General features: G+C 61.6%; 21 protein-coding genes. 14 read left to right on the top strand and 7 right to left on the bottom strand.

The window, feature by feature from the left end:
- The first annotated feature begins 79 nt into the window (after nucleotides 1-79).
- From AC2S9W_RS12985 to AC2S9W_RS12965, 5 genes are read left to right on the top strand one after another with little or no spacing between them, the layout of a single operon-like run.
- The gene (locus AC2S9W_RS12985) at nucleotides 80-1,108 is read left to right on the top strand and encodes a polysaccharide biosynthesis protein (RefSeq protein ID WP_486570986.1); all 1,029 of its coding nucleotides are present in this window, start codon (nucleotides 80-82) and stop codon (nucleotides 1,106-1,108) included.
- Entirely contained in the window at nucleotides 1,105-2,244 is a 1,140-nt protein-coding gene (locus AC2S9W_RS12980) for a polysaccharide biosynthesis C-terminal domain-containing protein (RefSeq protein WP_486570985.1), read from the top strand. Before AC2S9W_RS12985 ends, AC2S9W_RS12980 begins: the two co-directional genes overlap by 4 nt.
- Nucleotides 2,241-3,389, top strand: a complete 1,149-nt coding sequence (gene wecB, locus AC2S9W_RS12975) for a non-hydrolyzing UDP-N-acetylglucosamine 2-epimerase (protein ID WP_486570984.1) — start codon at nucleotides 2,241-2,243, stop codon at nucleotides 3,387-3,389. The genes AC2S9W_RS12980 and wecB overlap by 4 nt, the downstream gene beginning before the upstream one ends.
- 16 nt (nucleotides 3,390-3,405) lie before the next feature.
- Nucleotides 3,406-4,638, top strand: coding sequence for a glycosyltransferase family 4 protein (locus tag AC2S9W_RS12970; protein ID WP_486570983.1), 1,233 nt, complete (start codon nucleotides 3,406-3,408; stop codon nucleotides 4,636-4,638).
- Nucleotides 4,635-5,804, top strand: a complete 1,170-nt coding sequence (locus AC2S9W_RS12965) for a DegT/DnrJ/EryC1/StrS family aminotransferase (protein ID WP_486570982.1) — start codon at nucleotides 4,635-4,637, stop codon at nucleotides 5,802-5,804. Before AC2S9W_RS12970 ends, AC2S9W_RS12965 begins: the two co-directional genes overlap by 4 nt.
- Before the next feature lie 19 nt (nucleotides 5,805-5,823).
- Here the strand turns inward: AC2S9W_RS12965 and AC2S9W_RS12960 are convergent, their stop codons facing one another.
- The 6 genes from AC2S9W_RS12960 to AC2S9W_RS12935 all read right to left on the bottom strand — a co-directional run bounded on the left by AC2S9W_RS12960 (nucleotide 5,824) and on the right by AC2S9W_RS12935 (nucleotide 13,153).
- The gene (locus AC2S9W_RS12960; RefSeq protein ID WP_486570981.1) at nucleotides 5,824-7,134 is read right to left on the bottom strand and encodes an O-antigen ligase family protein; all 1,311 of its coding nucleotides are present in this window, start codon (nucleotides 7,132-7,134) and stop codon (nucleotides 5,824-5,826) included.
- Nucleotides 7,131-8,246 (bottom strand): glycosyltransferase, encoded by a 1,116-nt coding sequence (locus AC2S9W_RS12955; RefSeq protein WP_486570980.1) that lies wholly within the window; start codon nucleotides 8,244-8,246, stop codon nucleotides 7,131-7,133. The genes AC2S9W_RS12960 and AC2S9W_RS12955 overlap by 4 nt, the downstream gene beginning before the upstream one ends.
- Nucleotides 8,247-8,376: 130 nt before the next feature.
- The gene (locus AC2S9W_RS12950) at nucleotides 8,377-9,537 is read right to left on the bottom strand and encodes a glycosyltransferase family 2 protein (protein WP_486570979.1); all 1,161 of its coding nucleotides are present in this window, start codon (nucleotides 9,535-9,537) and stop codon (nucleotides 8,377-8,379) included.
- Between the two features lie 43 nt (nucleotides 9,538-9,580).
- Nucleotides 9,581-11,062: a lipopolysaccharide biosynthesis protein gene (locus tag AC2S9W_RS12945; RefSeq protein WP_486570978.1), complete on the bottom strand. Its 1,482-nt coding sequence runs from the start codon at nucleotides 11,060-11,062 to the stop codon at nucleotides 9,581-9,583.
- A gap of 42 nt (nucleotides 11,063-11,104) precedes the next feature.
- Entirely contained in the window at nucleotides 11,105-11,959 is an 855-nt protein-coding gene (locus AC2S9W_RS12940; protein ID WP_486570977.1) for a sugar nucleotide-binding protein, read from the bottom strand.
- A gap of 36 nt (nucleotides 11,960-11,995) precedes the next feature.
- Nucleotides 11,996-13,153 carry a methyltransferase domain-containing protein gene (locus AC2S9W_RS12935; protein WP_486570976.1) on the bottom strand — a complete coding sequence of 386 codons (1,158 nt, stop codon included), beginning with the start codon at nucleotides 13,151-13,153 and terminating at the stop codon, nucleotides 11,996-11,998.
- 206 nt (nucleotides 13,154-13,359) lie between these two features.
- Here AC2S9W_RS12935 and AC2S9W_RS12930 point away from each other — a divergent pair, with 206 nt between their 5' ends.
- Nucleotides 13,360-14,703: a nucleotide sugar dehydrogenase gene (locus tag AC2S9W_RS12930; protein WP_486570975.1), complete on the top strand. Its 1,344-nt coding sequence runs from the start codon at nucleotides 13,360-13,362 to the stop codon at nucleotides 14,701-14,703.
- An 18-nt stretch (nucleotides 14,704-14,721) separates the two neighbouring features.
- Here AC2S9W_RS12930 and AC2S9W_RS12925 read toward each other — a convergent pair whose 3' ends face one another.
- Nucleotides 14,722-15,702 (bottom strand): SDR family oxidoreductase, encoded by a 981-nt coding sequence (locus tag AC2S9W_RS12925; RefSeq protein ID WP_486570974.1) that lies wholly within the window; start codon nucleotides 15,700-15,702, stop codon nucleotides 14,722-14,724.
- Between the two features lie 45 nt (nucleotides 15,703-15,747).
- Between AC2S9W_RS12925 and AC2S9W_RS12920 the strand changes: the two genes are divergently transcribed.
- The 8 genes from AC2S9W_RS12920 (at nucleotide 15,748) to AC2S9W_RS12885 (ending at nucleotide 23,478) form a co-directional block, all read left to right on the top strand.
- Nucleotides 15,748-16,647 carry an FkbM family methyltransferase gene (locus AC2S9W_RS12920; RefSeq protein ID WP_486570973.1) on the top strand — a complete coding sequence of 300 codons (900 nt, stop codon included), beginning with the start codon at nucleotides 15,748-15,750 and terminating at the stop codon, nucleotides 16,645-16,647.
- 186 nt (nucleotides 16,648-16,833) lie between these two features.
- A complete protein-coding gene (locus tag AC2S9W_RS12915) occupies nucleotides 16,834-17,622 on the top strand; it encodes a sugar phosphate nucleotidyltransferase (protein ID WP_486570972.1) in 789 nt (262 codons plus the stop codon).
- A complete protein-coding gene (rfbG, locus tag AC2S9W_RS12910) occupies nucleotides 17,619-18,725 on the top strand; it encodes a CDP-glucose 4,6-dehydratase (RefSeq protein ID WP_486570971.1) in 1,107 nt (368 codons plus the stop codon). The genes AC2S9W_RS12915 and rfbG overlap by 4 nt, the downstream gene beginning before the upstream one ends.
- Before the next feature lies 1 nt (nucleotide 18,726).
- Nucleotides 18,727-19,947 (top strand): glycosyltransferase, encoded by a 1,221-nt coding sequence (locus AC2S9W_RS12905; RefSeq protein WP_486570970.1) that lies wholly within the window; start codon nucleotides 18,727-18,729, stop codon nucleotides 19,945-19,947.
- Nucleotides 19,934-20,818, top strand: coding sequence for an NAD-dependent epimerase/dehydratase family protein (locus AC2S9W_RS12900; RefSeq protein WP_486570969.1), 885 nt, complete (start codon nucleotides 19,934-19,936; stop codon nucleotides 20,816-20,818). The genes AC2S9W_RS12905 and AC2S9W_RS12900 overlap by 14 nt, the downstream gene beginning before the upstream one ends.
- A gap of 106 nt (nucleotides 20,819-20,924) precedes the next feature.
- Entirely contained in the window at nucleotides 20,925-22,079 is a 1,155-nt protein-coding gene (locus AC2S9W_RS12895; RefSeq protein ID WP_486570968.1) for an N-acetyl sugar amidotransferase, read from the top strand.
- On the top strand, nucleotides 22,076-22,687 hold the full coding sequence (gene hisH / locus AC2S9W_RS12890) for an imidazole glycerol phosphate synthase subunit HisH (RefSeq protein ID WP_486570967.1): 612 nt from the start codon (nucleotides 22,076-22,078) through the stop codon (nucleotides 22,685-22,687). The genes AC2S9W_RS12895 and hisH overlap by 4 nt, the downstream gene beginning before the upstream one ends.
- Nucleotides 22,588-23,478 (top strand): AglZ/HisF2 family acetamidino modification protein, encoded by an 891-nt coding sequence (locus tag AC2S9W_RS12885; RefSeq protein WP_486570966.1) that lies wholly within the window; start codon nucleotides 22,588-22,590, stop codon nucleotides 23,476-23,478. The genes hisH and AC2S9W_RS12885 overlap by 100 nt, the downstream gene beginning before the upstream one ends.
- The last annotated feature ends 14 nt before the right edge of the window (nucleotides 23,479-23,492 follow it).

The following is a 23,492-nucleotide window of genomic DNA, read 5'->3' as shown; positions in this document are numbered from 1 at the left end:
AGTTTTTGCGGTCGCGTTAAAGGGCCTCATTCACAGCGTCGTTTCATCGACCTTGCGCGCCGAAAAGGAGCCCCCACTCGTGTCCCGGACCGAAAGCCCGATCTTGATTACCGGCGGCACCGGCTCGTTCGGCAAGACCATCCTGCGTGAACTGCTGCATACGAGCGACCGCGAAATCCGCGTACTCAGCCGGGACGAAGAAAAGCAGGATGCGCTTCGCAACGAGTTGCGGGATGCGCGCGTCCGCTTCTTCATCGGCGATATCCGGGATCGTTCCAGCGTCGACCGCGCCGTCAGCGGCACCGGCGCGATCTTTCATGCCGCCGCCTTGAAACAAGTGCCTTCATGTGAGTTCTTCCCGCTGGAGGCCGTGCGGACGAATATTCTCGGGTCCGAAAATGTCATTCGGTCGGCCATCGAGCACAAGGTCGAAAGCCTCGTTTGCCTGTCGACCGACAAGGCCGTTCACCCGATCAACGCCATGGGGATATCCAAGGCAATGATGGAAAAGCTGGCCCATGCGGCCGCGCGCGAAGTCGGGGTCGGGGCGGACACGACGATCAGTTGCGTTCGATACGGCAATGTCATGTATTCGCGCGGCTCAGTCATTCCGCTATTCATCGCCCAGATCAAGGCCGGGCGTCCGATCACCGTGACCGAACCCGAAATGACCCGCTTCCTCATGCCGCTGCGCGACAGCGTCGCGCTTGTCCGCTTCGCCTTTGCGAATGCGCGGCAGGGCGATCTGTTCGTCCGCAAGGCGCCGGCGGCGACGATCGCCGACCTGGTCGCCGCGCTCAAGGATCTTTTCGGCGTCCCTGACCATCCGGTACAGGTGATCGGATGGCGCCACGCGGAAAAGCTGGCCGAAACGCTGGCGAGCGCGCAGGAGCTTTCGACGGCCGAGGATATGGGCGACTATTGGCGCATCCAGCTCGACAGCCGCGACCTCAACTATTCGGCCTATTTCACCGAAGGCGAAGAGTTGAACCCGGTGACGGAGGATTTCCATTCGCACAACGCCGAGCGGCTGGACAAGGAAGGCGTCAAGGAACTGCTCCTGACGCTTGACGAAGTTCAAAGCGAACTCGCATCCTGGGCGCCATGAAAGCCACCACGATCGTGGTCACCGGCGCCGCGGGCCTGCTGGGATGGCACGCCGCGGCCCGGATACATGCGGCAAATTGCATGGCCCGTTACCGCGGCGAGCCGGAACCCTATTCGCCGGTTTTTCTGACGCGGCAGGCGTTCGCCGACGACCTGATACGTGATCAGGCCGTCGCGAGGGCCGACGTCATTCTTCATTTCGCCGGCATCAACCGCGGCGACGAGGCCGAAGTGGAAGCCGCCAATCCGGCCATTGCGCAGTTGCTCGCCGACAGCATCGCCCGAACCGGCGCCGCCCCCCATATCGTTTATGCGAACAGCACCCATGCCGCGTTCGACACGCCTTATGGCCGATCGAAACGCGGCGCGGCGGAGATATTGGAACGAGCCGCTCACGGCTTCACCAACCTCGTCCTGCCGCATATTTTCGGCGAGTGCGCGCGCCCCTTCTATAACAATGTCACCGCGACGCTGATCGACCAGATATGGTCCGGGGATCAACCGACGATCAATCCCGACGGGCAAGTCGCGTTGCTTCATGCGGGAGAAGCCGCCACGCTGGCGATTGCCAAGGGGCTTGCCGGACAGTCGGGAGAATGCGCGCCCACGGGCCGCGCCATGGCGGTGCTTGCGCTCTACGAAAAACTGCTGGGCTTTCACCGTTCCTATCAGGCCAATATATTTCCGGACCTGACCGATCCCTTCGACCTCGCGCTGTTCAACAGCTATCGGACCGGCGGATTTCCCCGCCATTACCCGATACGCCTCGCACTCAACAGCGATGCCCGCGGCGGGCTATTCGAATCGGCCAAGTCGAAAGCGGAATCGCAGACGTTCCTGTCCACCACCCTGCCCGGCCAGCGTCGCGGCGACCATTTCCATACCGATCTGATCGAGCGCTTCGTCGTCGTTTCCGGCAAGGCGACGATCCGTATTCGCAAGGTGCTGACCGACACGATACACAGCTTCGACGTGTCGGGAGAAAAGCCGGTCGCCATCGACATGCCCCCGCTGCACACGCATCACATCGAAAATACCGGCGATCGAGAGGTCGTAACCTTCTTTTGGGCGCACCGCCTTTTCGACCCCGCCAATCCCGACACATATTCCGATCCCGTGATAGAGAATGCAGCATGAGCAAATTGAAGGTGATGACCATATTGGGCACGCGGCCGGAGATTATCCGCCTATCGCGCGTGATGGCGATGCTCGACGCCTATACCGACCATCGCATCGTTCATACGGGTCAGAACTGGGACTATGAGCTCAACGAACTCTTCTTCGCCGATTTGGACGTCCGCAAGCCCGATCATTTCCTCGGCATCGACACCTCCAGCCTGGGCGCCGTTCTCGGCGGAATCCTGATCGGGACCGAAAAGGTCCTGATGGAAGATCGTCCCGACGCGCTGCTCGTGCTCGGCGACACGAACAGCGCCATCGCCGCGATCATGGCCCGGCGAATGAAGATCCCCATCTATCACATGGAAGCGGGCAACCGCTGCTTCGATCGCAATGTTCCGGAAGAAACCAATCGTCGGCTGGTCGATCACATCAGCGACTTCAACCTCGTCTATACCGAACATGCGCGCCGTCACCTGCTCGGCGAAGGCATGCAGCATCGCCGCGTCTATCTGACCGGCTCGCCGATGCGCGAAGTGCTGGACCATTATAGGCCGCGCATCGAAAGTTCCGCCATCCTGTCCGAACTCGGGCTTCAGCCCGGCGGCTATTTCATCGTGTCGATGCACCGCGAGGAAAATGTCGACAGCCGCGAACGGCTTGCCGTGCTTGTCGATACGTTGAACAGGCTGGCCGCCGCCTATGACATGCCCGTCATCGTTTCGACGCATCCGCGTACGCGCAACCGCCTCGAAGCGCTGGAGGACGTCACACTCGACAGCCGCGTCCAGTATATGAAGCCCTTCGGCTTTCACGATTACAATCATCTTCAGATGAAGGCGTGCTGCGCGATTTCGGACAGCGGCACGATTGCCGAGGAAAGCGCCATCCTGGACTTCCCCGCCATCACGCCGCGCGACGCCATCGAACGGCCCGAGGCGATCGACACGGGCAACATCATCCTCACCGGCATGAACGGCGACGCGATAGTCTCGGGCGTCGAGGCGGCGATCGCCTTTCACGCCGCCCGGATCGCGGCCGGAACACCGGCCATCGTGCCGGAGGATTACCAGATCACGAATACGTCCGAGCGCGTGGTAAAGCTGATCCTCGGCACGGCGCGCCTGTCCAACGGGTGGGACGGGATTCGCGTGAACCACTAGGCAGTTTTTCACTCCCATGCGCATTCTGTACATCACGCAATGGTTCGACCCGGAGCCCGCGTTCAAGGGCCTCGACTTCGCCAAGGCCCTCGCGGCGGCGGGGCATGACGTCGAAGTGGCGACAGGCTTTCCCAACTATCCCGGCGGCACGCTCTATCCTGGATTTTCGCTGCGTCCCTATCGGCGGGATGATATGGACGGCATCTCTGTCCACCGGCTGTTCCTCTATCCGTCGCACGACCGATCGTCGCTGGGGCGCGCGCTGAATTATCTCAGCTTCTTCTTGTCGGTCCTGGCCTTCGGCCTTCTTCGCGGGCGGCGGTACGACGCGGTCTACGTCTATCATCCGCCGATCACGCCGGGCCTTGCGGCGGCCCTGTTCACGCGCATCTGGCGCCGCCGCCTGGTGATCGAGATACAGGACCTCTGGCCCGACAGCGTCGGCGCGTCCGGCATGGCGAACCAAAGGGTGATCGCATTGCTGGGGCGCCTGTGCCGGTTCGTCTATCGCGCCGCCGACATTGTCGTTCCGCAGTCCGACGGAATGCGTCGGCGCCTGATCGAACGGGGCGTTCCCGAGGCGAAGCTGAACCGCATCTACAATTGGGCGACCTATGAGCCCGGCCCGGCCGAGGCGCCGGACATGTTCGCGGACCATATCAACATCGTCTATGGCGGTAATCTCGGCCAGGCACAGGCATTGGACAGGCTGGTCGATGCCTTCGACATCGCCCGCCGCGACACGCCCGCGCTGCGGCTTCACCTGTTCGGCGACGGGATCGAACGCGACCGGCTGGCGCGCCGCGCGGCGGAGCGCGCCGACGGCGGCCTGCACCTCCATCCCCCGGTCTCGCGCGACCGGATGGACCGGATTTTCGACGCGGCGGATATCCTCGCCGTCCACCTGAAGGACGATCCGCTCTATCAGATCACCATTCCGTCGAAGACCCAACATTATCTCGCGTGCGGAAAGCCGATCATCGCCGGGCTGAGCGGCGAGGCCGCCGACATTCTTCGGCGCTCAGGCGCCGCCATCGTCTGCGCGCCCGGCGATGTCGCGGCCATGGCCGAAGGACTGCGGACACTGGCCGACATGAGCCCGGAGGAGCGACGGAGCATGGGACAGCGCGCGCGCGTCTATTATGAGGATCATTTCAGCATGGGCCGCGCGGTCGAACAAACGCTGCGGCTGATTTCAGGCCGCGACCGCAGTGACGCGGATCAGGATCGCGCGGAGCAAGAACGATGAGCAATGCCAAGTGGCCAAGCTATGACGACGAGGAAATCGCGGCCGTGACGGCCGCGCTGGCATCGGGCAAGGTGAACTACTGGACCGGAACAGAAGGCCGCGCGTTCGAGCGGGAGTTCGCATCCTGGACCGGGTCGAACAAGGCGATCGCGCTCGCCAACGGCACATTGGCGCTCGATGTCGCGCTGAAGGCGCTCGGGATCGGTCCGGGGGACGAAGTGATCGTCACGCCGCGCACGTTCATCGCGTCGGTATCCTGCGTCGTGAACGCGGGCGCGACGCCGGTATTCGTCGACGTCGACGAGGACAGCGGGAATATCGCGCCCGCCACGATCGCCCCCGCCCTCACCAGCCGGACTCGCGCGATCATCCCGGTGCACCTCGCCGGCTGGCCCTGCGACATGGACGCCATCATGGAGATTGCGAACGCACAGGGGATCAAGGTCATCGAGGACTGCGCCCAGGCGCACGGCGCCGCGATTGGCTCGCGCTCCGTCGGCTCGATCGGCCATGTGGGCGCTTGGTCCTTCTGCCAGGACAAGATCATGACCACTGGCGGCGAAGGCGGGATGGTGACCACCGATGACGAGAATCTCTGGTCCGCCATGTGGGCGTTCAAGGATCACGGCAAGAGCTGGGACGCCGTCTATGAGCGCGAGCATCCGCCGGGATTCCGCTGGCTGCACGAAAGCTTCGGCACCAACTGGCGCATGTTGGAAATGCAGGCGGTGATCGGGCGCATTCAGCTTCGCCGGATGGCGGGCTGGACGCAGCGGCGCACGGAAATCGCCGACCGGTTCCGTGACGCGCTTGCCGAGTTTTCCGATATCGTGCGCGCGCCCGCGCCGCCCTCCGGTTTCCGGCACGCCTATTACCGCTTCTGTGCCTATGTCCGGCCGGAAGCCCTGCCTACAGGCTGGTCGCGCGATCGCATCATCGCGGAAATGTCCGGGCGCGGCGTTTCGGTGATGCAAGGCTCCTGTTCCGAGGTCTATCTCGAAAAAGCCTTCGACGGCACGGGATGGCGCCCTGCTCAGCCGTTGCCTGTCGCGCGGAGACTGGGGGAGACCAGCCTGACGTTCCTGACTCATCCCACGATGGATGACGCCGATGTCGCGGCTCAATGCGAAAATATCCGGAGCGTTCTGCAGAGCATCCCCGCCTGATTGGCAGGCCCACAATTCGTTAACCAAGTGCGTCCGCCGTTTGAGCGCCCGCAGCGTGCGGGCTGCTTTCGTCGGTGCGCGGTGCGGGCGTGAGCTTGCTCCCCGCCGTGATACCCAATGCAGACGTCGATACCAATGCGCCGAGCACGCCCCAAAGGATTGTCGCCTGATTGATCGATCCCGAAAACTGTGCCGCGATGACCTGCTGCACGACGAGCAACGCGAGCCAGCCAAAATTAGGGATATCGCGCATTACCCGATAGGCGAGAGTCAGCGTCAATATGATGATGGCCAGCATCATCAGGCCCCCGAATATCCCGGTTGCCATAAATGCTTCGATGACAAGATTATGCGGATAACCGCCAAAAACCGGATCTTCGAGCCCATAACCAGTCAACGGGAACTTCGCGAACTGAGCCCAAGCGGACGCATAGAGATCGAGGCGGCTCAGCGTATTAACCTCATCAAACTGCGATTGGCCCAACAACCGATCGTAAACCTGAGTTCCAGCCACTTTATCTACCAGCGCGACAATTGGAACGAAAGCAGCGGCGACAAGCGTCATCAAACCGATCAACCAATATTTGCTGCGCAGGTTGGACGCGATGGCAGCCAACATCAGGGCGACGACAAGGCTGACCAGCGGTCCGCGCGAATTGGCGGCAAGCGCAAGATAGGCACCCAAAAGCCCGCCAATCACGAAGAGGAGCTTCATATAGCGGCTCTTCTCTCCGGCCCGAAGGAAAAGGCCCCATGTGCAGAGCAGAACGAGCTGGACACCAAGATGTCCAAGCGAAATGGGGTTGAGCGCCGTCAACGCGGCGCGCCCTCCCTCATACCCGCCATAGTCCGTCTCCACCATCGTCGACATGTTGGGCAGGACCAGAAAGGACGCCGATATCACGAAGGCGAAGCACCAATTGAAATATCCATTCGCGTCGAATGCATCGAAGCGCGCGCGCGCGAGCCCGAGCAGCGGCACGAGCGATCCGCCGATGGCCCATAGCCAATAGTTGGAAGGCTCGGCCATCAGGGTATAGGATGCCTTCGTCGTGTCGTTGGTCATCCGCAACAGATACAAAATCCAGAAACCTACCAAGGTCGCAACCAGCCACCATCTGATCCGGCCGCGAGTCCAGGGAACGGAAATGACCAGCAGCATGGCGCAAGCCAGCGCGGAGAGCCCGCGTATGCCAATCGAAAAGGGCGTGCTCGATACTTCGATCGTTTGCGAAAACGCCGCGGCGAGCGGAAAGCCCGCGACGACTGCCGCCAGCGCAAAAGCCTGGAGGAAAAAGATAAATCTGGACACGCGCTTAATGTGGCTCATTGGCTGTCGCCCAACTGATCCATCAATGCGATAACGCGATCCGTCATTCCGCGCGTGTTGTAAAGCTGATCGGCGCGGCGCACGGCCTCCTTCGACCAACTGTCCAAGGCCTGAACATCATCGATTATCAGCGCGATCTTGTCAGCCAGATCGGTTCCATCGTCCTTTGCAAAGGCAACGCCGGTGGCATCGGCGCCGAAGGCGGTGATTTCCGGCCCGTTGCCCCACCGATCATCGTTGATGACGGCCGGCAACCCGTAAGCCATTGCGTGGATCAAACTCAGTCCGACCGCACCCGGAAACACGAAGACGCGACACTGATTCGCCACCTTGGCAATAACGGTTTCGTCCGATGTCCCTCCATGCCAGACGATCGCATCGGACACTTCAAGTTCGTCCGCCAGCGCTTCCAGTCCGGCGCGAGCGGGACCATCTCCGATAATATGCAGCCGAACCCCCGCCAGCCTTGGGTCGGTCAGCGCCTCGATCGCGAGTTCGGCCTGGCATTTCTCTTGCAGCCTGCCGATCAGCAGCATGTCGCGCGGCCGGTCCTGGGCACTATAGGATTGGCGCACCGCAATGATCGGATCGACATTAATGCCGTTGTTGACGGCGCTGATCGGGCGGCGATCGTTGCGCCCGAAACCCGCGCGATATTCGTCGATTTCCTGATCCGTATAGAACAGAACGCCATGCACGAGCTTCATCAGCATCATGCGCAGCCAGAAACGATGGGGCTTCGACGTGCTGCTCCAGTAATGGCCGAACCAGATGGTCTTGATTCCGCCCAGGCGCGCCTTGATCAACATCGCGATCGTCGATACCGTCCGGGGGCCGCCGCAGACGATCAACGTATCGTCGCGCTCCATGGGAATCCGCATCACGCCCGGCTGCCATTCGATGACACCGGGAATCAACGGCTGCATAAGGCCCACCGGCCGCTCCCAATCAAACGGTTCCCGGCTCTGCGTAAGGGCTCCCATGTCCGTTGGTGAATAATGCAGGCTAAAGCGCGGCCCCAGCCGCTTCGCCAACCGATCGAAAAAATCGATCCGATAGGCAGGCAAGGCGGGCTGACAGAAAATGACGCGAGGACGCGGATTGGAATTCACGATGGCCGACAATGTATCTTCATTCCCAAGGCATCATTCGGCGCGAAGATGCGCGGTTCGTATAAATTCCCGGCAGGACTTGTGCAACCGTGCGGAAAGCCTGCGAAAGCAGCGAGCGTTGAACGGCAGATCACCAGTCCCGTCGGGCGGAAAGATCGGATATGAAATCTTCCATATCGGAAAATGCGCGCTGCCCCGACCTGGCGATCCGATAGCGCCATATGCTGCCGACGAAAGCGCGGACGCGGATCGCGAACATCGCCGCTGCCGATACCGCAGTGCGCGCGACAAGAGCCGGACCGAACGCCGGATTGCCGCGCATCGCGGCGATGACATCCCCGCGATATTCCTTCCGGTCGAAGATGAAACAGGCCGCGTAAAGCCTGTGGAATGCGAACGGCGGCAAGGGGCCGGCGGCCACATCCTCCGCAGCGGCGATCGCCGATTGGGCATAGATGGTGTGGCCGGACCAGTATCGCGGGATTTCCGCCGGCCAGCGATCGAGGATACCCGGCGGCAGATGCGGCTGATCCTCGATCCTGCCATGATGCTGTCCGGCGGCGCCCGTGCCGCCGCCGCTCTTGCGCGAATGGCCGGAAATCACGGCTGCCCGCGGGTCGTAGGTCAGAGCGTTGGTGCAATAGGCAAGTCCCATGGCGTTTGCCATGTCGGGACTGCCGCCCGGAAAATAGCTGCCGCTGCGTTCGCGCAGGCGATCGAGCGCCGCACGGCTGACGATGCCATGATATAATCTGGGCAACCGGCGCAGGCCGTTGACCGTCGCATCGGAAAAGACATCCACCGCCTGCGCAACCGGATCGAGTTGGCGAGAGGTCGAAAAATGGCGATGCGTCGGAAATATCTTGCCGCCGAGATCGCCCCACAGCCAATGCCGCAACCCCGGCCAGAGAAAAGACCGGATCGCCGTCAGGACCGCATCGACACCCTCTACCTGTGCTTGCTCGACGATGCGGAGCGCGGGCTCCACAAGGATACCGTCGTCGTCCCCCAATCCGCACAGATAGGCGCCGCGCGCATTCGCGATCGCGCGGCTGAAATTTTCGTGCATGTTCAGCTTTTCGGACGAATGAATGTAGCGGAGCCGGGCGTCACCCAGATCGGCAATCGCCCTGCCCAGGCTGTCATCGTCGGAATTGTCGTGAAGCACCAGCTCAAATGACGATTCGGTGGAGGCATGAAGGCTGCGGGCAAGGCTGAGCGCGCAATCCTGTCTGTTTCGTGTCGGCACGACGATGGACAACAGGGGAATGTCGTTGGAAGTGTCTGACATGAAACGATCTACAGCCCATGGGAATGGCGCGCGTGTAGAGGAGCTATGGTGCCGAAGCAAGGCGGCCCCGCGCCACCACGGGCAGCACGAGGCGAAAGAAGGCCACCAGAGCACAAGCGCCCATCACGCCCGCCAGCGCCACAGAAAAAATGGGATTGAGCGACAATGTCTTTGCGAGGAATCCTCCCAGTACAACCGGTGCCAGGCCGAGTGCCGCGGGTAATGCAATGCACTGCACGAACCATTGCATTCGTCCCTCGGCCCAGGCGCGGCGATTGACCACGAAGGCGATCGTCGCAAAGTTCGCAAGGTTCAGCACGATCCAAGGCAGCGGCGCCCCCATCACTCCCAGATAGCGCACGCAGATATAGCTGAACGGCGCGGTCAACAGCATCGCCGTGACGGCCAGACCCAGAATGATCCGTGATTCCCCGCGCGCGAGGCTCAGATAATAGGGTACGATCTGCAATCCATAGAACAGGCTGCCCAAAGCCAGCAGCCGGACCACATCGGGCATCGCCGGGGGCAAAGGTTGCCCGGGCATCCACAGCGCGAGGATCTCCGGCGCCAGCACCATCAATCCGCCTGCCAGCACAGCGACGGTGACGGACGTCAGCGCGGAAAAATAATTATAGAGCTGCCGCGCCGGCGCCAACTCTCGCTTGGCCAGCAATTCGGTCAACCGCGGATAAAAGGCGACCGCAATGGGCATCGCCAGGGCCACGGGCAATTGCGACAATGTACTCGCCGCCGCATAATAGCCGAAATCGGACACGGAAAACAAACCGCTGACCACCAGCTTGTCGATCTGCGTGTTGACGGTGGAGATGATCGAAATCAGCATCATGCTGCCGGCGAACGACAGCGCCGGGCGTATCGAGACAAAATCATATCTGCCCATCGTAAAAGGCGAATGGCCAATGGCCCTGAAAAACAATCCCCGGAAAATCATCGAGAAGATGATCGTCGTCCCGAGCTGCCAGCCGAAGAATAAAATCGGGTCCCTATAGAGAAACAGGATGGGAATAACGAACCCGGACCGTATCAATATATAGATGGACTGGACGAGATTGTTCGAAACCTGGCGCTGCAATCCGATCGTTCCGGCGGAATAGAATGTCATCATGATCTGGGGAGGGATGGTGGCCGCCATCAGGCGCAGACATGTCTGGACGGATTCACGGTCGATGACATGGATATCGTTCAGCCATCTGCTGGCGATAAAGGGCGACAGGAAGAAAATGACGACCGCAATCGAAACCGTGGTGGTCAACAGGATCATTTCCATGGTCGAAAACATGTCGACAAGCGCGCGCCTGTCCCGCGTGGACGCCGCCTGCCGCGAAAAGGTGCTCGACAACCCCACGTCCGCCAACGACGCGAAGGTCAATAAGATGGTGTAAAACGCGATCAATGCATAGGATTCGGAACCGAGGATCGAAATATAGATCGGCACGAACAAATAGACGGACGCCATCAGCCAGGCACGGCCCGCATAGTTGGCGATGATGTTGCGATACAGCATATTACAAGGCTCTCAGGCCGAGCGGCAAAGGCGGCAGCGCCGTCATCCGAAATGCCGAAGCGCGGAAATCATTTCGGGCCAACTCGGAGGATGATAGCCGGTGGCCTTGCCGAAGCGGTCGGCGTTGAGCGTCCGGTCTTTCACGATTCCGCTATCCTCGACGATATCGATCCTGTGATCATATATGTCCGCCATCAGTTTCAGCAGCTCGAACTTGCTGATCGAGTCCGCCGCGATATGATAGATCCCGTCCAGACCGTCCCGGCAAAGAATGTGATCGCGAAAGATATGCGCCAGTTCGAGCGTCGTGAAACCCGAATAGAGCCAGCGGCTATAGCCTTTGATCGGCCCACTCTGTCCAAGCAGCCACGACAGCAACCCGCTGCTGCCGTTCAATTCGGGACCGATGATCGAAGTACGAAGCGTGAGAACATTCTTCCCCGCCGGTTCGCCGACGAATTTGGCCGCGCTATAGAGATCGCAGGGGTCGGGTTGATCGTCTTCGCTATACTGCCCCTTCTGCCCCGAAAAAACGCCGTCCGAACTGATATGGCAAAGGCGAATGCCGAGCCCTTCGGTGACGGCAGCGATCTGGTGCGGCCACAAGGCGTTCGCATGAACGAAGTCCGCCGTTGACGCAGACCCGGCCCCGGCCGCGCGCACCGCGACGGCATTGATGACCGCATCGGGGGCAACCCGTTCGACGAGACGGCCTACATGGGACTGGTCCGCGACATCGACATGATCGAAAATCCGTGCGCGATACGCGGCAAGCTGCGGATAGCGATCCACAGCCCCCCTGATCGTACCGAAGACCTCATATCGCGGGTCGAGCGCGAGTACCCGGAGCAGCATGTGTCCGAGCATCCCGGCCGCGCCAAAAACCATCACGCGCATGGGTACGGGCTCACATGGGCTTGCCGGTCCGGCCATCTACCATTGGCGATAGGCCGGGAGGATGGTCGCGATGACGTCGAAATGATCATGTATGTGCCTGGAAATCGATTCCGCATAGTTCCAGGCCAGTATCGCGCAGGCCCCTCCCCGGTCCTGCTGCGTGAAGGGGACGATCGGAACGTCGGTTCCGACGATATAACGCCCGCGCCGGAGCGGGCTGTCGTCGAACACGCGATCGAAACAGTCGGCCGTGCCGGTCATGTTGATGAACATCTGTGATCGTCCCGCCGCGCCATAGCCGTGAACCGGGCCGTGCGCCTCGGCAAGCCTGCGGATGTCGGCGCCGCACCGCGCGATCATCGCGCCGAACGCATCGCTCGACACCAGCCCCTCGGAAGGCGCGACATAGGCGGAGGCGGCATTCGACAGGCGCGCGACGAACCGAAGGCCCCCGCCGTGCATCGGCGTGCGGTCGCACGAAACGAACTCAAAGCCATGATGCTCAAGGAAATGCCGCAGACTGGCTTCCGTAAAATAGGTCAGATGTTCATGATAGACTGTGTCGAACTGCGCCTCTCGCGTCAGCAATTCGCCGTCGTGAACCTCGATCGCGAACAGGCCGCCGGGCTTGAGCGCGGCGCGAACAGCCGCCGCGGTCGCGGCAATCTCGTCGATATGGGCAAAGACGTTGGAACAGGTCACGAGGTCGAACTGCCCCGCCAGCCCCTCCCGCTCCAGCAGATCGATGGTCATGAAGCCCGTGCGAACGTCGAGTCCCTTTTGCCGGGCCATTTCCGCCACATTGTCCGACGCATCGATCCCGATCGCCGGAAAACCGAGCGCGTGGAGTTGCGCCAGCAGAACCCCGTCATTGCTGCCGAATTCGAGAATCCGCGCCCCGCTCTGCAAGCGCCGCGCAAGAAAGTCGGCATAGCCGACGAAATGCCGGACCAGATCGGGCACCGTCGATGACGCATAGCGATAGTCGTCGTGAAACACGGCCTCGATGGGCGGCAGGTTGGTCACTTGCAGCAAGGTGCAGACACGGCATTGCGTCAGGTCGAGGGGATAGCGATCCGCGGTTGACTGGCTGTTCGGCACGGCCGGGAAATTCCCCGCAAGCGGCTGGAGGCCGAAGTCATGGATCAGCGTCAACCGGTCCGAACCGCAGGATCGACAAAGCGTGGATTTCACGAAAACGCCTTTTTTTCTTGGAGTGAACCGCTCCCCATAGTGGCGAGCGAGAAAAAGAAAAGGGTATGCGCAGACATTCGCTCCCGCGTGCGTCGTCCCGACCGTCCGCCGCGCTAGCAAGCTTCGACGCCTCAACCTGCATGGCCTGGCGCGTTTTTTCCGCGCGCGAGAAAATTACCGCATGCAATCATTGCCGACCCCAGTTAATGGCGCAGGACGCCCATGTTCCGCGCGCGCCCGGCCGGAGCGATTTGGAGATTGAGGAATTTATGCAGGATATCACGATCGGCGTGGTCGGCTTGGGATATGTCGGCTTGCCCATCGCGGTCGCGTTTGCTCGCGTTTATGATGTCGTCGGCTTCGACATCGATCAGACTCGAGTAGAATGGCTCCGGCGCGGTGAAGACTGGACCGGAGAGATCACGGGCGAGGAACTTCAACAATCGTCGCTTCATATCACCGCCGATTCCGCTGAACTTGCACGATGCAGTTTCTTCGTCGTGTCGGTGCCGACGCCCGTCGATGACCAGCGGCGCCCCGATTTCCGTATGCTCGAAGCGGCTTCGCGACTCGTCGGTTCAGTGATGCAACGGGGCAGCATCGTCGTCTTTGAATCGACGGTCTATCCCGGTGCGACAGAGGAAATTTGCCTTCCTGCCCTCACACAGGCATCGGGTTTGAAGGCCGGGCACGACTTCAAGATCGGCTATAGCCCCGAACGGATCAATCCCGGCGATCGCGAACATCCGCTGGAGGAGGTCGTCAAGATCGTCGCCGGCGAAGACGCGGAATCGCTCGACATCATCGCCGAAGCATATGGTCAAATCATAAAGGCAGGTGTTCATCGCGCCGAATCGATCAAGGTCGCGGAAGCGGCGAAGGTGCTGGAAAACACGCAGCGAGACATCAACATCGCCTTGATGAACGAGATGTCCCAGATTTGCGATCGCCTTGGCATTCGGACGCACGACGTCCTGCGCGCGGCGGGCACGAAGTGGAACTTCCTGCCTTTCACGCCTGGGCTTGTCGGCGGACACTGCATCGGAGTCGATCCCTATTATCTGACATCGAAAGCAGAGCAGCTGGGCTATCACCCGCAGATGATCCTTGCGGGCCGCCGTATAAACGACAGCATGGCGGCCTATACAGCATCGCGGGTCGCGCAGATGCTTGCGGAAACGCGAACCGGCGACGGACCGCACCAAGTCGGCATCCTGGGCATCACCTTCAAGGAAAATGTTCCCGACATTCGTAATTCCAAGGTTGCGGACCTGTATAGCGAACTGAAGCGATACGGCATCACGCCGTTCGTCAGCGACCCGATGGCGGACCCTCAACAGACCATGCACGAATATGGCATCGAGCTTAGCGATCATCGCCAATGGAAAGATTTGTCCGCGCTGATCGTCGCAGTACCGCACAGGGATTTTGCCGATGAGCTTATTCCGTTCGCCCATTCGGTGATCCGTAAAAACGGCCTGCTCTGCGACCTGCGCAGCGCGATTGCCCCCGCGCAGGTGCGCGGCGACATTCACTACTGGTCGCTTTGACGCGCGGCGCTCAGAGCGTCATTCGGCCCGGCTCGCCTTAAAGAAATCGATATACCAGGCCAGCGCATCCGCTAGTCCCTCGGCCGCCCTGTGAGTCGGTGCATAACCCAGCTCGCGCGCCGCCTTTGCGATGTCCGCCTGCGAATGCAGCACGTCGCCCGCGCGAAAATCCCTATACTGCGGCTCCAACTTATAATCGATACCGCGATCCCGCAGACCGTCGCGCAGCAGGCCGAACAGCTCGTTGAGGGAGACGCGTTCACCGACCGCAACATTATAGACGGCGCTCGTATCGCGGTCGAGGAGGAGCGCAGCCCTGAGATTTGCCTGCACGACGTTATCGATATAGGAAAAATCGCGACTGGTCGTCCCATCGCCGTTTACTTCCACCACGGCGCCGCCGATCATCGCGGCGACCCATTTGGGTATCACCGCAGCATAAGCGCCATCGGGGTCCTGCCGTGGCCCGAAAACATTGAAATAGCGCAATCCAAACGCCGCGAAGCCATAGCTTCGGGAATACACGTCGGCATAGATTTCATCCATCAGCTTCGTCGCGGCATAGGGCGAAAGCGGCTGGCCGATCCGGTCCTCCCGCTTCGGCAGATTCGGCTCGTCACCATAGGTCGAACTCGAAGCGGCATAAACAAATCGTCCCACGCCCGCTCGGCGCGCCGCATCGAGCATGCGGAGAAAACCGGTTACGTTCACCTCATGCGACGTCAACGGATCGCCCAGCGAACGGGGCACCGAACCGAGCGCGGCCTGGTGCAATACGATATCAACGCCCAAGACCGCCCGGTCGCAGGCATCCCCGTCACGTATATCGCCTTCGATCAGCCGGAAGCGCGACCAGGCATCCGCGCCGACCGCGCGTTCGACTTCTTCAAGATTTCGCCTATGGCCCGTCACGAAATTGTCGAGGCCCACCACGACCTGTCCGTTCTCCAGCAAATCTTCCACCAGATTCGATCCGATGAAGCCGGCAGCGCCGGTCACAAGCCAAGTGCGCGGGGTACGCAGCAATGCCGCCAGATCGCTGTTGTGCGGCCGATCCAGCCAGTCGTTACCAGACAAAATATTTCTCCAATCGGCACCCCGACGATGATTCCACCGTTCAAGAGAACATCCCATAGGCCAGTGCGATCGACGTTGACTAGCCGCGGCTTCGCGTCAATTCACGAAAGCTCAAGGTCCGCCCTGTTTGACTTGCCGTATATAGGAACTTCGGGCAATGCCCCGGCGATGATGGACCTTTTCAAAAAGATCGCGCGCCGGATATTGCGGCCGCCGCTGCACAAGGCCGAGATCGACCTTGGATATGAGGTGCTGGGCACGGATTATGGCGGCTGGCCGCTGCTGACCGCCCAAACGCCGCGCAACCCGCTGATCTATTCGTTCGGCGTCGGGGAGGACATATCCTTCGACTTGGCAGCTATTGATCGCTTTGGCGCGACCCTTCATGCGTTCGACCCGACGCCGCGATCGCGCAAATGGATCGAGGCGCAAACGCTGCCGGAGGCCTTTCATTTTCATCCGATCGGGCTCGGCTCCGAAGACGGGGAAGCCGAGTTCTTCGCGCCGGAAGTGGACGCCCACGTCTCCTTTTCCGCTCAGCCCGCCGCGCAATCCGATCCCGCCCTGGCGATCCGCGCGCCCATCAAGCGGCTGTCGACGATCGCCGCCGAACTGGCGACCGGCAAGCCCGACGTGCTGAAGATGGACATCGAAGGCTTTGAATATGGCGTGCTCGACGATTTGATCGAAGGCAGCTTGCGGCCCGCGCAGTTGCTCGTCGAATTTCATCATCGCATGTACGGCATTCCCAACAGCCGCACGCTGGACCAGATCGAGCGGCTGCGTGCCGCCGGCTATCGGATTTTCCATGTCTCCGACAGCGGTCACGAATATGGGCTGGTGCATCAGGCGGCGATCGCATCATGAACGGATATGCCGGAAACGGGACAAGACGCTGATGCAGGACGCTGCCCGGCGAGGCGGCGGATCATGGGCCAGAGGAAGCTTGGCAACGCGCGGCAGGATTGGATATAGGCGCGCGCAAGGCGATGAAGGCGCAACAGGGAATTCGTCCGGGACAACAGACGATCGTCTCCCCTATCCCCGAAAGGAATGCGGCACGTGAAGGTTGTGTTGTTGTGTGGCGGCAAGGGCACGCGGCTCGGCGAACTGACGGGACGACGGCTTCCCAAGCCGCTCGTCGAAATCAACGGCCGTCCGATCCTGTGGCACATCATGAAATGCTATGCGCAGCAGGGCTTCACCGATTTCGTCCTCTGCGCGGGTCATTTGTCGGAGATGATCAAGCAATATTTCCTCCACTCCAGGCTGTTCGACGGCGACATGCGGGTCAACACCCGGACGGGAGAGGTCCAGTTCCTGGGCGAAAGCGAAAACGACTGGACGGTCACGATCGCCGACACCGGCACGGAAACGCAGACTGCCGGGCGGATTGCCCGTATCGCCCGCTATCTCGACCCGGAGGGGCCTTTCTTCCTGACCTATGGCGACGGCCTTTCCAACGTGGACTTCGCGCGCCTCTTGTCGTTCCACAGGGACCATGGCCGCCTCGCGACCATCACCGGGGTGGCGCCGCCGGGCCGGTTCGGCGAACTCGACCTCGATGGGGCAAGAGTCGCCACGCTCATGGAAAAGCCCGAGACCACGGACCGGTATATCAACGGCGGTTTCATGGTGCTGGATCGTGAGTTCGTGCGGCGCTATTGCGAGGTTCCGGACGCGGACAACATCATGCTGGAACGCGCGCCGCTCGAACGGGCGGCGCTCGACGGCGAGTTGATGATGTTCCAGCATTCCGGTTTCTGGCAGTGCATGGATACCGCCCGAGACTGGGAACTGCTTGAGAAGCTGGCCGGCCAGGCGAAAGCACCCTGGCAGTGACACCTGAGTTTCTGGAGGCGTTTCGTGGCAAGCGCGTGCTCGTCACCGGCCACACCGGCTTCAAGGGAAGCTGGCTGAGCCTCTGGCTGGAACGACTGGGCGCGGACGTGGCCGGCTACTCACTGGCGCCGCCGACCAGTCCCGCAATGTTCGACCTGTGCGGCATCGACGAAGGCATCCGCCACCGGATCGGCGACATACGCGACCTCGCCGCGATGACGCAGTTCGTGCGCGAAACGCGACCGGACATCGTCTTTCACCTGGCGGCGCAGCCGATCGTCCGGCAATCCTATGACGATCCGCTCGATACGGTGACGACCAACATCGTCGGGACCGCCAATCTGCTGGAAGCAGTCCGGGCGCTTGGTTCACCCTGCGCGGTCGTCGTCGTCACGTCCGACAAATGCTATGAAAATCGCGACTGGATCTGGGGCTATCGCGAGGACGACCCGATGGGCGGGCACGACCCCTACAGCATGAGCAAGGGGGCGACCGAACTGGTCGTTTCGTCCTGGCGGCGCAGCTTCTTCGGCGGCGACAGCGGAGTCAGGCTGGCGTCGGCCAGGGCGGGCAATGTGATCGGCGGCGGCGACTGGGCAAAGGACCGCATCGTGCCCGACTGCATCCGCGCCTTTTCGAAAGGCGAAAAGGTCGCCTTGCGCAACCCCGGCGCCACGCGCCCCTGGCAGCATGTGCTGGAACCACTGGGCGGTTACCTGCTGCTCGCCGCGCGCCTGTTGTCGCAGAACGGGGACGATTATTGTTCAGGCTGGAACTTCGGTCCGGCGACCGACGACGTCCAGCCCGTGGGAAGGATCGTCCGCATGATGGTGGAAGAATGGGGCGACGACGCCGCATCGACCATGTCGAACGGCCCGCATCCGAAAGAAGCATCGCTGCTCTCGCTCAATTGCGACAAGGCGATGGGGCTTCTGCACTGGAAGCCATGCTGGCACCTTGATGCGCTCGTTCGGCAGACCGTCGGCTGGTACAAGCAATGGCTCGACGACCCTGCCCTGCTGCGTCAGGCGACACTGGGCCAGATTGCGGCGTTCGAACGCGCCATGGCCGAACGCGGGATCGGCGTCGGCTCGATCGATTGATATGCGGATCTTGCTGGTCATCGACGGGATGCATCCACGCGACGGCGGTCCCCCGGCGGTCGTCGCGGGTTCGGCCATCGCGCTTCGCGGGCTGGGTCATGCCGTGACGGTCCTCACGACCCTGCAACCCGGCGACGAAGCCGACGTCTGTTCGACATGGGCCGCGATGCGCGATGCGGGCGTCGAGATGACCTTCTGCGCGCCGGTCGGTCTTTCGCATCTGCTGGGCCTCGACCGGATCGACCCGGCGATGCGCGATGCCGTCGCCGCGGCCGACGTAGTGCATGTCCATGGCTTCTGGACCCCCGCGCTCCTGTTGGCGGCCAAGATGGCGCAGCGCGCGGGGACACCCTATTTCCTGTCGACGCACGGCCTGCTCGACCGGCGCGCGCTCACGTCATCGCGGAGCAAATGGATCAAGAAGCGCGCCGCGTTGACTTTCCTGGGCTTCCGCCCGGTGTTTCGCGACGCCAGCGGCGTGATCTTCGGCAGCGAGACGGAGGATGCGGAAAGCTGGGACCCGACACCCGGAATGCGCAAATATTATATTCCCAACGGCGTCGACGCAGCGGTCGGACAAAGGCCCGCGACACCCGGATCCCGGCAGAAGCTGGCGGCCATCGCGCCCCAATTCGACCAATGGGACTGTTCGCTTCTCTTCTATAGCCGCATCCATCCCGAAAAAGGGCTCGACATGCTGGTCAAGGCCTTCAATGCCGTAGCCCTCGACTTTCCGGGCGTGGGCCTGCTGATAGCCGGCATCATGAAGGACGAGGATTATGGCGCGCGGGTCGCCAGCCTCGTCGCGCAATGCCCGGCGCCGGACCGCATCGTCCTGACCACGCGGCTGACGGGGCCGGAAAGTCATTTCGTCTATTCGCTGTGCGACATCTTCGTGCTGCCGTCGCATGCGGAGGGCTTTTCGGTCGCGCTGACAGAGGCGCTCGCGCACGGCCTTCCCTCGCTGATCACGCGCTATTGCCATGTGCCGCTGGTCGCCAGCGAAGGCGCAGGCGTGGTCGTCGATCCGACGCCGGAAGCGATCGAGGCGGGCTTGCGGCTCCTCCTCGCGCTGACGGACGAGGAACTGGCGGCGATGGGCCGGAACGCGCGCGCGCTTTTCGATCGCCGCTATACCTGGGCTCGCGTTGCCGAGCAGTTGAGCGAGGCCTATGGCGCGGCCGCGACGGCCGCCGGGGACAGCGGACGTGTCCGGGCGTAACCGCACGCTGGTGACGGGCGCGGGCGGGTTCGTCGGGCGCCGTCTTGTCGCATCGCTACGGGCGAACGGCGGCGACGTTCGCGCATGGACGCGCTCCGACGGGGATTTGCGCGACAGTGACGCGGTCCGGTCGGCGCTCGCCGAGATGAAGCCCGACGTCATCTATCACCTCGCCTCCGTCCTGCCGTCCGCGGGCGAGGAATCATGGTCGCTGATCGCCGACGAGCAGCGGATGCTCGCCAATCTGGCCTATGCGATGCCCGCCCATTGCCGATTGGTCTATACGGGCAGCATGGCCGAATATGGCCGATCCGGCACCTTTTCTGAACGCCATCGATGCGCGCCCGATACGGCCTATGGCTGCGCAAAGTTCAGCGGCACCAATCTCGGTCTGGCGCTGCGCGCCTCGCATGGTCTCGACATCCGCGTTGCGCGGCTCTTTGCCGTATATGGCCCCGGCGAGACGCCCGCGCGATTGCTGCCCTGGCTGATCGGAAAACTGCGGACCGGCGAGGCGGTGCCGCTCAGCGACGGCGCCCAGCGGCGCGATTTCGTTCATGTCGACGATGTCTGTGCGGCTCTCGCGGCCTTGGCCGACGCAGCAGTCGAAAATGATTCCGCGATCAGCAATATCGGCACCGGCATCGGCGTCACTGTCCGTCAGGTCTGCGAAGCCGTTGCCGATATCCTGGGTGCCGACCCCGCCTTGCTGCAATTCGGCGCGATGGCACGCAGGGCCGTCGATCAGGACTGCCTGATCGCGGACGTCGGCAGGATGCAGACTTTCACGACGCCGCCGCGGCAGCGCTGGCTCGACCGGGACCTCTCGGAAGAGATCGTGCGCGCCATGATCGCCAATGACGGGACATGATGCCGAAAAACTGTCCGGCGCGCTTTTCGGGCGCGCGATTATTGGCTAGTCGCAGCACAATGGGCAGGCTCGATCGATTTGCCGATTCACGAAAGTTGGAATTTCTATGACCAGCCAAGCTGCTGACCGGACATATCAGATTTGCGCGCGCTGCATCATGGACACGTCGGACCCGAACATCGCGTTCGACGACGATGGCCTGTGCGAATATTGCCAGAATTTCGACGAGCATATCCGTCCCAACTGGCACACGGACGAACGCGGCGCGCGCGAACTCGATGACATTGCGGCCCGCATCCGCAAGGAGGGCCAAGGCAAGGATTTCGATTGCATCATCGGGCTGAGCGGTGGTCTCGACAGTTCCTATGCGACCTATATCGCATGTGAGCGCATGGGCCTGCGTCCCCTGCTCTTCCATGTCGATGCCGGCTGGAACACCGACCAGGCGGTCGGGAATATCGAAAAGCTGGTCGACGGGCTGGGGCTGGAGCTTTTTACCGAGGTCGTGAACTGGCAGGAGATGAAGGATCTGCAAGCCGCCTTCTTCCACGCCCAGATTCCGGATCAGGATTTCCCGCAGGACGCCGCCTTCTTTTCGGCGCTCTATAAATTCGCGCGCAAGCATGGGATCAAATATGTCCTGACCGGCGCGAACTATTCGACCGAATGCTGCCGCGAACCCGAGGAATGGGGCGCATATCCAGGGATCGACAAAAAGCTGGTGATGGCGATCCACAAGCGGTTCGGCAAGCGTCCGCTCAAGACATTCCCGCTCGTCGACATCATGACCTATAAGATATGGTATCAGCGCGTTCTGGGCATGCAGATCGTCAAGCCGTTGAACCTCGTCCCCTATATCAAGGCGGACGCCGAGGCCGAGCTTGAGCGCCGGTTCGGGTGGCAGCGCTTTCAGCACAAGCATCACGAATCGCGTTTCACGCGCTTTTATGAGGATTTCTGGATGCCGCGCAAATTCGGATATGAAAAGCGCCGCGCGCATTTCTCCAGCCTCATCATGACCGGCCAGTTGACGCGCGAGGCCGCTATCGAGCGGATATCGAGGCCCGAATTGGACGATCATTTCATCAAGCAGGAGTTCGAGTTCGTCGCGAACAAGCTCGACATGACGGTCGATGAACTGCAGATGATTTTCGAGGGCGAGAACAAGACCTATCACGACTATCCCAACAAGCGCTGGGCGATCGGCATCGGCGCCGCCGCGATGCGGTTTCTGGGTTTGGAAAAGCGACTGTTCAGGTGATCCGGATCATCGATTATGGCCTGGGCAACATCCAGGCGTTCCTCAACACTTACAAGCGGCTCGGCATTCCCGCGGAGCGCGTTACCGACCCCGCGGCCTTGGCCGGGGCGAGCCATGTCATACTCCCCGGCGTCGGGGCATTCGACCGGGCCATGAGCCTGTTCGACCAGTCGGGCTTTCGCGCGCCCGTCGAACGGATGATCGCCGAAACCGACCTGCGCATCCTCGGCATTTGCGTGGGGATGCAGATGCTGGCGGAGGACAGCGACGAAGGCCAGCTGCCGGGATTGGGATGGATTCCGGGCCGGGTCCGGCAAATCGATCGCCTCGAAAAGGCCAAGGATCTGCCCATGCCGCATATGGGATGGAACGACGTCACCGCGCGCGCCGATGTCGTCCTGTTCGACGGCCTTGACGATTTGCGCTATTATTTCCTCCATTCCTATTATTTCGAATGCCACGACGACAGGAATGTCCTCGCTACCGTCGAATATGGAGACAGGTTCAGTTGCGCCGTGTCGAACGGCCACGTCTATGGCGTACAATTCCATCCGGAAAAAAGCCATCATTGGGGCCAGGCGCTGCTCCGCAACTTTGCGCGGACCTGATCATGCTGAGACCTCGCATCATCCCGACCCTGCTCGTGCACGACGGTGGCCTCGTCAAAACAATCGGCTTCAAGGATCCGAAATATGTCGGCGACCCCATCAATGCCGTGAAGATCTTCAATGAAAAGGAAGCGGACGAACTGGTCGTGCTCGACATCGACGCCACCGTAAACGGCACGGCGCCCGATTACCGCATGATCGCCAATCTGGCGGCCGAATGCCGGATGCCGCTCTGTTACGGCGGCGGAGTCCACAGCGTTGAACAAGCCGAACGGATCATCGGGCTCGGTGTCGAAAAAGTGGCGCTCAGCGCCGCCGCGATCGACCGCCCTGCCCTCCTGTCGGAAATCGCCGAACGGATCGGCCGGCAGAGCGTCGTCGCCGTCATCGACGTTCGCCGCAGGACCGGCATGTTCCGCAAGGGACTGGAAGTCACGACCCATAATGCGACGCGCGCGCATACGATCGCGCCGATCGACCTGGCGGTCGAGCTGGAACGCGCGGGCGCGGGAGAGATCGTCATCAACTCGGTCGATCGCGACGGCACGATGACCGGCTATGATATCGATCTCGCGGCAGAGATGCGTAGCCGCCTCCAGGTTCCGCTAACGATTTTGGGCGGTGCGGGGTCGCTGGACGATATCGCGGCCCTGATCGGCGCTTGCGGGACGATCGGCGCGTCCGCAGGCAGCCTGTTCGTATTCAAGGGGTCCTTGCGCGCCGTCCTGATCAACTATCCGCCAAGCGAGAAAAAAGATCAGATTTACGCGGCGGCGAAGAAGGCGATGTAGCAGCGCAATCAGGC

The organism is Sphingopyxis sp. 550B (assembly GCF_057401805.1).
This window is presented reverse-complemented; position numbering and strand designations above follow the sequence as displayed.